The 7,626-nt window shown below is 58.4% G+C and carries 7 protein-coding genes and 1 tRNA gene; 2 read left to right on the top strand and 6 right to left on the bottom strand.

The window, feature by feature from the left end; all coding sequences use genetic code 11:
- A partial coding sequence (locus ACTH3D_RS11820; protein WP_441667325.1) for a DUF3410 domain-containing protein occupies window positions 1–751 on the top strand: 751 nt, incomplete at its 5' end.
- Window positions 752–774: 23 nt separating this feature from the next.
- Here the strand turns inward: ACTH3D_RS11820 and htpX are convergent.
- The 4 genes from htpX to msrB form a co-directional block, all read right to left on the bottom strand.
- Window positions 775–1,677, bottom strand: a complete 903-nt coding sequence (gene htpX / locus ACTH3D_RS11825) for a protease HtpX (RefSeq protein ID WP_441667326.1) — start codon at window positions 1,675–1,677, stop codon at window positions 775–777.
- Window positions 1,678–1,731: 54 nt separating this feature from the next.
- Complete coding sequence (locus ACTH3D_RS11830; RefSeq protein ID WP_441667327.1) at window positions 1,732–2,961, bottom strand: pyridoxal phosphate-dependent aminotransferase; 1,230 nt, start codon at window positions 2,959–2,961, stop codon at window positions 1,732–1,734.
- A gap of 50 nt (window positions 2,962–3,011) precedes the next feature.
- Window positions 3,012–3,998, bottom strand: a complete 987-nt coding sequence (ylqF, locus tag ACTH3D_RS11835; protein ID WP_441667328.1) for a ribosome biogenesis GTPase YlqF — start codon at window positions 3,996–3,998, stop codon at window positions 3,012–3,014.
- 86 nt (window positions 3,999–4,084) lie between these two features.
- Window positions 4,085–4,486: a peptide-methionine (R)-S-oxide reductase MsrB gene (gene msrB / locus ACTH3D_RS11840; protein ID WP_441667329.1), complete on the bottom strand. Its 402-nt coding sequence runs from the start codon at window positions 4,484–4,486 to the stop codon at window positions 4,085–4,087.
- A gap of 195 nt (window positions 4,487–4,681) precedes the next feature.
- On the opposite strand from msrB, the gene ACTH3D_RS11845 reads away from it, so the two are divergent.
- A tRNA-Glu gene (locus ACTH3D_RS11845) sits at window positions 4,682–4,757 on the top strand.
- 529 nt (window positions 4,758–5,286) lie between these two features.
- On the opposite strand, the gene ACTH3D_RS11850 is transcribed toward ACTH3D_RS11845, so the two are convergent.
- Together ACTH3D_RS11850 and gltA are read right to left on the bottom strand one after the other, a co-directional pair.
- The gene (locus ACTH3D_RS11850; protein ID WP_441667330.1) at window positions 5,287–6,165 is read right to left on the bottom strand and encodes an NAD(P)-dependent oxidoreductase; all 879 of its coding nucleotides are present in this window, start codon (window positions 6,163–6,165) and stop codon (window positions 5,287–5,289) included.
- A gap of 134 nt (window positions 6,166–6,299) precedes the next feature.
- A complete protein-coding gene (gltA, locus tag ACTH3D_RS11855) occupies window positions 6,300–7,583 on the bottom strand; it encodes a citrate synthase (protein ID WP_441667331.1) in 1,284 nt (427 codons plus the stop codon).
- Window positions 7,584–7,626 lie beyond the last annotated feature (43 nt).

A 7,626-nucleotide genomic window follows, 5' to 3' on the forward strand; every position in this document is an offset into this window, starting at 1 on the left:
ACATCGCCTGCAGGCCATGGGGGTTGCCTGCCTGGCCTGTGATCCGCCCAGAGCCGAGCAGGAAGCCTCCGTTGGCTTTCATTCGCTGGATGAGCTGATTGAACAGTGCGACGTGTTGTGCCTGCATACGCCACTGACCCTTGATAGCACGCACCCCACACACCATCTGTTAAATGCACAGCGAATAGAGTCGCTGGCCCCAGGTACGGTGCTGCTGAACGCAGGCCGCGGCGGCTGTGTGGACAACCAGGCCTTGCGTCAGCGGCTTAAACGGCAGGGCGATCTGCAGGTGGCGTTAGATGTCTGGGAGCAGGAGCCGGCCATTGATGCTGCGTTGAGTGGGCTGGTCGAGCTGGCAACCCCCCACGTGGCAGGTTACAGCCTAGATGGAAAGCTGCGCGGCACCCACGGCGTCTATCGCGCTCTGTGTCGAACAATCGGGCTGCCGGCGCGGATTCTTCAAGGGACGCTGCTGCCGCCTCCGGCGCTTGCAGAGATGCGGCTGTCGGCGGCAATGGAAAGCGAGGATGCGTTAAGGCTATGCATGCGCGCGGTGTATGACGTGCGCCGCGATCACGATGCGCTGGCACTGGCCGCGTCTACTCAGGGCATGAAAAAAGGCTTCGACGCCTGCCGCGCCAACTACCCCCTGCGGCGTGAGTTTTCGACCCTTGCGCTGCAGCTGGATAATGACGCCCAGGCGTTGGCTGCGCCGCTGGCAGCCGCAGGTTTCAGGCTGGCCGATGGATGAAGCGCCAGCCTGAGTGCATCAGGTTATTGGCGATAGCTGGCTTCTTTCAGGGCGCGAATGCGCTCGTCCAGCGGCGGGTGGCTTGCAAACAGTTTCTCCATCAGCTTGCGAGTCTGGCCGGTGGTAATGGCAAAGGCGGTCAAGGTGTCGGGCATCTGGTCGGGCATCTGGCTTTCAGCCTTCAGACGCTGAAGGGCTCCCACCATGGCGTCGGTGCCAGCCAGCTTGGCACCGGCTTCATCTGCCCGATACTCGCGCAGACGTGAGAACCAGGCAGCGATCATCGAGGCAAGAATGCCGAACACGATTTCTGCCACCGTCACCACAGCGATGTAGCCAAAAAAGCCCAGGCCGCCGCCGTTGTCATCACGGCGCAGAAAGCTGTCAACCAGGTGCGCAACAATCCGCGCAAAAAACATTACGAACGTGTTCAGCACGCCCTGAATCAGCGCCATAGTCACCATGTCGCCATTGGCCACGTGGCCAATTTCGTGGGCCAGAACCGCGCGGACTTCATCTGGGCTCATGCGGTTGAGCAGGCCGGCAGACACCGCTACCAGAGCATCGTCGCGCTTCCAGCCAGTGGCGAATGCGTTGGACTGCTGAGCTGGGAAAATACCCACTTCAGGCATTCCGATGCCCGCGTCGCTGGCCAATTGAGCAACGGTATCCACCAGCCACTTTTCAGTGGCATTGGAGGGCTGCTCGATGACTACGGTGCCGGTGCTGCGCTTGGCCATCCACTTGGAAATGAACAGCGACACCATGGCACCGGCCATGCCGACAATAAAACAGAAGATCAGCAGAGCATTGAAATTCATGCCCTGGGCGGTCAGGTAGGATTCTACGCCCAGCAGGCGCAGGGTCAGGCTGGCGACCAGCACCACAGCAAGGTTGGTGCCCAGAAACAGCATGATTCTCATCATCAGTGATGTGCTCCTTAAATTGAAGTGTGCGTTGGCGCTATGGCTCTCGCTGGGTTACTGACGGTAGGTGGATAGAAAGCGCTCGAAGCGATCCAGTGCATCACCGAGTTGATCGGCCCAGGGTAGCGTTACGATGCGCACATGGTCCGGCTCTGGCCAATTGAAGGCGGAGCCCTGTACTAGCAGAATTTTTTCCTGCAGTAGTAGGTCGAGAACCAGCTGCTGGTCGTCCTTGATGCTATGCACCTTGGGGTCGAGGCGCGGGAAGGCATACAGCGCCCCCATCGGTCTGGTGCAACTGACGCCGGGAATGGCATTGAGCCGTTCGTGGGTCAGGTTGCGCTGGGCCAGCAGGCGACCGCCGGGCAGAATCAAGTCGTTGATTGACTGGTAGCCGCCAAGCGCTGTCTGAATGGCGTGTTGTGCCGGAACGTTGGCGCACAGCCGCATTGAGGCAAGCATATCGATTCCCTGGATCATGCCGCGTGCGCGCAGCTTAGCCTGGCTGCCAGAGATCGTCATCCAACCGCTTCGAAATCCCGCGCAGCGATAACTTTTGGACAGTCCATTCATGGTCAGTACCAGCTGGTCGTCGCCAGCCAGGGAAGCGGTCGCGATGTGCTCGGCTTCGTCGTAGAGAATCTTGTCGTAGATTTCATCAGACAGCACCACCAGGTTGTGCTGGCGGGCGATGTCGAGCAGCTCGCGTAGCACTTCGGGTGGGTACACAGCCCCAGTGGGGTTGTTGGGGTTGATGATGACGATGGCGCGGGTGCGGCGGGTTACCTTGGCGCGGATGCTGTCCATGTCCGGCGCCCAGTCGGCTTGCTCGTCGCAGCGGTAATGAACGGCACGCCCGCCAGCTAGGTGAGTTGCGGCTGTCCACAGCGGATAGTCCGGGGCCGGGATCAGCACTTCGTCACTGTCGTTGAGTAGCGCCTGCATGGCCATCACGATCAGCTCAGACACGCCGTTGCCGATGTAGATATCCTCGATGCCAACACCGGGAATCTCTTTGCGTTGGCATTCTTGCATGATGGCTTTGCGTGCCGAAAATAGCCCCTTGGAATCGCAGTAGCCCTGGGCGGTGGCCAGGTTGCTGATCACGTCCTGCAGAATCTCTTCCGGTGCCTCAAAGCCAAAGGGCGCGGGGTTGCCGATATTGAGCTTGAGAATACGCTGGCCTTCATCTTCCAGGCGCTTGGCGTGATCAAGCACCGGGCCACGAATGTCGTAGCACACGTTGCTCAACTTCTGGGACTTGGCAATCTGTGGGGTGTCCATGGGTGTTTACGGGGTCCTTGGTGGGGCTTTGTCCGGGCAAAGATCAGGCGTCAGGTGCTTTGTTCAGGTCCGCTATTGGTGTCTATTTCTTCACTGTCTTTCACATCGTTCTGTTCAGCGTCGCCAGGGCTGGGAATATCCTCGGGGGTTTCCAGGGTGACTCGGCCCAGCTTGCCATCACGCAACTCGTGTAGCAGAACCTCGGCACCGCGATGCAGATCAACCTCGCCACCGGCGCGCAGGCCACCGCGTCTGGCGGCAATATCGGCCAGGATGGCGTGACCGTCAAAGCCGGAGGCTGCCAGCAGGTCAGGTCGTTGATCGCCATCGGCCTCGACCGCCGCTGCGTCGGGGTTGGCCGTGTACGGTGGCAATGTCTTGAGCTTGTAGCGCGATACCAGCGCGTCAGGATAGCGCTTGGCGAGTTCGGCGGCAGCCACAATGGCCACGTCAATATAGTCGATGGCAGTATCGCGAATCGCACCGCTGGCGGCCAGGCGATACGCGCTGGCCTGATCTTCGATCTTTGGCCACAGCACTCCCGGCGTATCAATCAGCGCGACCTGGCCATCGATACGGACCTTCTGCTGACGCTTGGTGACGGCAGGCTCGTTGCCGGTTCTGGCGATGCTGCGACCGGCCAGGCCGTTGATCAGGGTGGATTTTCCGACGTTGGGAATACCCATGATCATAACTCTTACGTCACGATCGGCACGGATATGACCGGCCAGCTCATGGCATAGCGCAGGAATCCGCCTGAGCTCGCGAGCCTGGGTGGTGGTGACCGCCAGCGCTCGGGTGTTTTGCTGGCTGTCAAAATGATCTGTCCATTCCTTGGTGCGCTCAGGGTCGGCCAGGTCAGCGCGGGAAAGGACCTTCAGCACTGGCTTGTGGCGGATGACGTCAGCCAGCATCGGGTTGGCGCTGGAGTAGGGTAGGCGAGCGTCCAACACCTCGATGACAACATCAATTTCCGGCAGCGCCTCGAGAATCTGGCGCCGCGCCTTGTTCATGTGTCCCGGAAACCAGCCGAGCATTGACGCTCTCCTGCATGCAAAATAAACGGCCGCCATCATAACAGATGGCTGGCCGTGCGGGAGGCTGAACAATGGATCAATGCGATTTATTCACCGCCATGAAAGTCCAGTGCCACTGAGTTGATACAGTAGCGCTCGCCGGTGGTGTCCCGGGGGCCATCAGGGAACACATGCCCCAGGTGCGCGTCACAGCGTGAGCAGGTGACCTCGATACGGCGCATGCCATGGCTGGTGTCGGTATGGCGTTCGACACTCTTGCCGGTCAGGGAGCGGTCGAAGCTTGGCCAGCCGCAGCCGGCATCGAACTTGTGCTCGTTTTCGAACAGCGGCGCGTTGCAACACACGCAGTGGTAAATTCCGTGCTCATCGGTGACCTGGCAATCGCCAGTGAAAGGAGCTTCAGTGCCTTGCTCCCGGGTGACCCGATATTGTTCGGCGGTTAGCTGTTCACGCCACTCGGCTTCGGTTTTTCTAATCTTCTCAGGCATGGTCAGTTATCCCCTCATCTGTTGATGTGATATCTGGTGTGACACCCATGTTGCCAATTTTTTCCATGCGTGTCGGCACAAGGGCAACTTGGTGTACAGTTTTGTGTGTTGCCGGTCGGGCTGGCGTCAGGGCGTGCTTGACAGCCCAAGGCTTGCTGCGTAATATACGCGCCACCTCGTGAAGTCGAGATATGCGTCCCATTCGTCTAGTGGTCTAGGACACCGCCCTTTCACGGCGGGAACAGGGGTTCGAACCCCCTATGGGACGCCACTTTTTCGATAGTATTGCCTCGCTTTTTTGACGGAAAAATATCCGTACGCTGTACTATGGACGCCCTCTATGGCGTCTTTTTTATGCGTGTTCTATGGCATCTATTGCCTTGGCTGATGTTGCGCCATGTCAAGTCTTCCTGCCCGGTTGTGACGACAAAATAACGCATTTATATGCTTGACTTGTCCACTTTTACCTTTCTTTGTACCTGCTGTGTGTATAAGCAATCTGCGAAGCCACACGGTTGTACTGATATTTCATTTAATCAATAAAATCAATGGCTTATCTTAGGTCAAAAAACAACCAATCTGAGGCTGAGCCGCTGTTCATGGCGCCTTGCGGGTGTTTTGTAATGGTTTTCAACAGGTTTATGCACAGAATGTGTGGAAAAGATTTTAGCCCTGTCGCTGCCGCGCCAGGCAGGCCTGTCGAGATGAAAAAGCGCGGCAATCGATGTCATCTGGTGGGCAGTAGATGGCGGCTTTGATTCGTATGTCAGCTCCGAATTGACTAGCAGCTCCTGGGGTGCTCAGTAGCCCAGGCGTTTACGCAGTGACGAGGTGTCCCAGCGTCCACCGCCCATGGCCTGAACGTCAGCGTAGAACTGATCCACCAGCGCGGTAACCGGGAGGCTGGCGCCAAGCTTGCGTGCTTGTGCCAGGCAAATGCCGAGGTCTTTACGCATCCAGTCGACGGCAAAGCCGTGGTCATAGTTGCCGGCAATCATCGTGGCGTGACGGTTATCCATCTGCCATGAGCCAGCGGCGCCCTGTGATATCACCTCAATAACCCGCTGCTGATCGAGCCCCGCTTGCTCTGCAAAGTGCAGGCCTTCTGAGAGCGCTTGAACTAGGCCGCCGATGCAGATCTGGTTGACCATCTTGGTCAGCTGGCCGCTACCGACAGGTCCCATTAGGTTGAGCGCACGAGCGTAATGGCACAGCACCGGTTCGGCACGCAGAAAATCGTTGTTGTCGCCGCCGCACATGATGGTCAGAGCGCCATTTTCTGCACCCTGCTGTCCGCCGGAGACTGGCGCGTCGAGAAAGCCGACGTCGCGCTCTCGGCAAGCGCTTTCAAGCTCTTTGGCCAGTTCGGCGGATGCGGTGGTGTGATCAATTAGCAGGCTTCCTTCAGACATGCTGTTCAGGGCGCCATGCTCGCTGGTGGTCACCTGGCGAACGTCGTCGTCATTGCCAACGCAGATCAGCACCAGGTCAGCGCCCTCCGCCGCTTCGCGGGGGGTGGCGTGATGGCTTCCTCCATACTTGCTGACCCAGTGGATAGCCTTGTCGCTGCTGCGGTTGTAGACGCGCAGCGTTAGACCGGCGCGAGCGAGGTGGCCGGCCATGGGATAGCCCATGACGCCGAGGCCGACAAAGGCGACGGTGGTGATTGTCTGGCTCATGAGTGCTGCTCCTCGATGTGAGGCTCACCTGCACGAATGCCGTGAGCAGATAGACAAAAGGCCGCTCTGGGCGGCCTTGAGTCAGCAGATACAGTTAGTATCCGTTGAGCGGGTAGCATGCGAATATCGGCTTATTATGCTGGATAGTCGCGCTTTGCATGCCCAGTGTAGAGCTGGCGGGGACGGTTGATCTTGTAGCTGTCGCTGAGCATTTCGTTCCAGTGAGAGATCCAGCCGATGGTGCGAGCCACGGCGAAGATCACAGTGAACATATTGGTCGGGATGCCCATGGCCTTGAGGATGATGCCAGAGTAGAAGTCCACGTTAGGATAAAGCTGGCGCTCAATGAAGTACTCATCTTCCAGTGCGATCTGCTCCAGGCGCTTAGCGATCCTGAGTTGTGGGTCGTCGGCCTTGCCAAGCTGTGCTAGCACTTCGTCGGTGGTCTCCTTCATCACTTTGGCACGCGGGTCGAAGTTGCGATAAACCCGATGGCCGAAGCCCATGAGTTTGAAGGGGTCGTCCTTGTCCTTTGCCTTGTCGATAAAGCGCTGGATATTCTCTTCCGAGTCGTCCCCAATCTCGTCGAGCATGGCCAGCACGGCTTCATTGGCGCCACCGTGAGCCGGGCCCCACAGGGCGGCGATGCCGGCGCTGATGCAGGCGAACGGGTTGGCGCCAGTCGAGCCAGCAAGGCGTACGGTAGAGGTCGAGGCATTCTGTTCGTGGTCAGCATGGAGCATGAAAATGCGGTCCATAGCCTTGGCGAACACCGGGTTGACTTTGTACCTTTCGCAGGGGGTGCTGAACATCATGTAGAGGAAGTTCTCTGCATAGTCCAGATCATTGCGCGGACAGCGGAATGGCTGACCGACGTTGTACTTGTAGGACATCGCCGCGATGGTCGGCATCTTGGCGATCAGACGGATCGCGCTGATTTCGCGGTCTTCAGGCTTGGTAATGTCCATGTGGTCGTGATAGAAGGCTGCCAGGCCGCCCACCACGCCGCACATGATAGACATCGGGTGGGCGTCGCGGCGGAAGCCCTTGAAGAAGTTGTTGAGTTGGTCATGGACCATGGTGTGGTTACTGATGCGGCTCTCGAAGTCTGCGTACTGCTCATCATTGGGCAGATCGCCGAACAGCAGCAGATAACACAGCTCAACATAGTTCGAGCTCTCGGCCAGCTGGTCGATGGGGTAGCCGCGATGCAGCAGAACGCCCTGTTCGCCATCAATGTAGGTGATGGCTGACTGGCAGGAAGAGGTCGCCATGAAGCCGGGGTCGTAGGTAAAGATCCCCTTGCCGACCAGATCGCGGACGTCGATAACGTCTGGACCCATGGTGCCTGAATAGACGGGCAGCTCGATTGCTTTGTCCAGACCATCTACAGTCAGCGTTGCTTTTCTGTCAGCCATGGCTGGCCTCCTCTCGAGTGGGTTAGTTATATGGTGGTATGTT

Source organism: Halomonas sp. (genome assembly GCF_052095765.1).
Lineage (GTDB): Bacteria > Pseudomonadota > Gammaproteobacteria > Pseudomonadales > Halomonadaceae > Halomonas.

Bases quoted from the DNA above. Each gene is read 5' to 3' on its own strand.
- htpX (WP_441667326.1), bottom strand. From the start codon at position 1,677: ATGATGAGAATCATGCTGTTTCTGGGCACCAACCTTGCTGTGGTGCTG.
- ACTH3D_RS11830 (WP_441667327.1), bottom strand. From the start codon at position 2,961: ATGGACACCCCACAGATTGCCAAGTCCCAGAAGTTGAGCAACGTGTGC.
- ylqF (WP_441667328.1), bottom strand. From the start codon at position 3,998: ATGCTCGGCTGGTTTCCGGGACACATGAACAAGGCGCGGCGCCAGATT.
- msrB (WP_441667329.1), bottom strand. From the start codon at position 4,486: ATGCCTGAGAAGATTAGAAAAACCGAAGCCGAGTGGCGTGAACAGCTA.
- ACTH3D_RS11850 (WP_441667330.1), bottom strand. From the start codon at position 6,165: ATGAGCCAGACAATCACCACCGTCGCCTTTGTCGGCCTCGGCGTCATG.
- gltA (WP_441667331.1), bottom strand. From the start codon at position 7,583: ATGGCTGACAGAAAAGCAACGCTGACTGTAGATGGTCTGGACAAAGCA.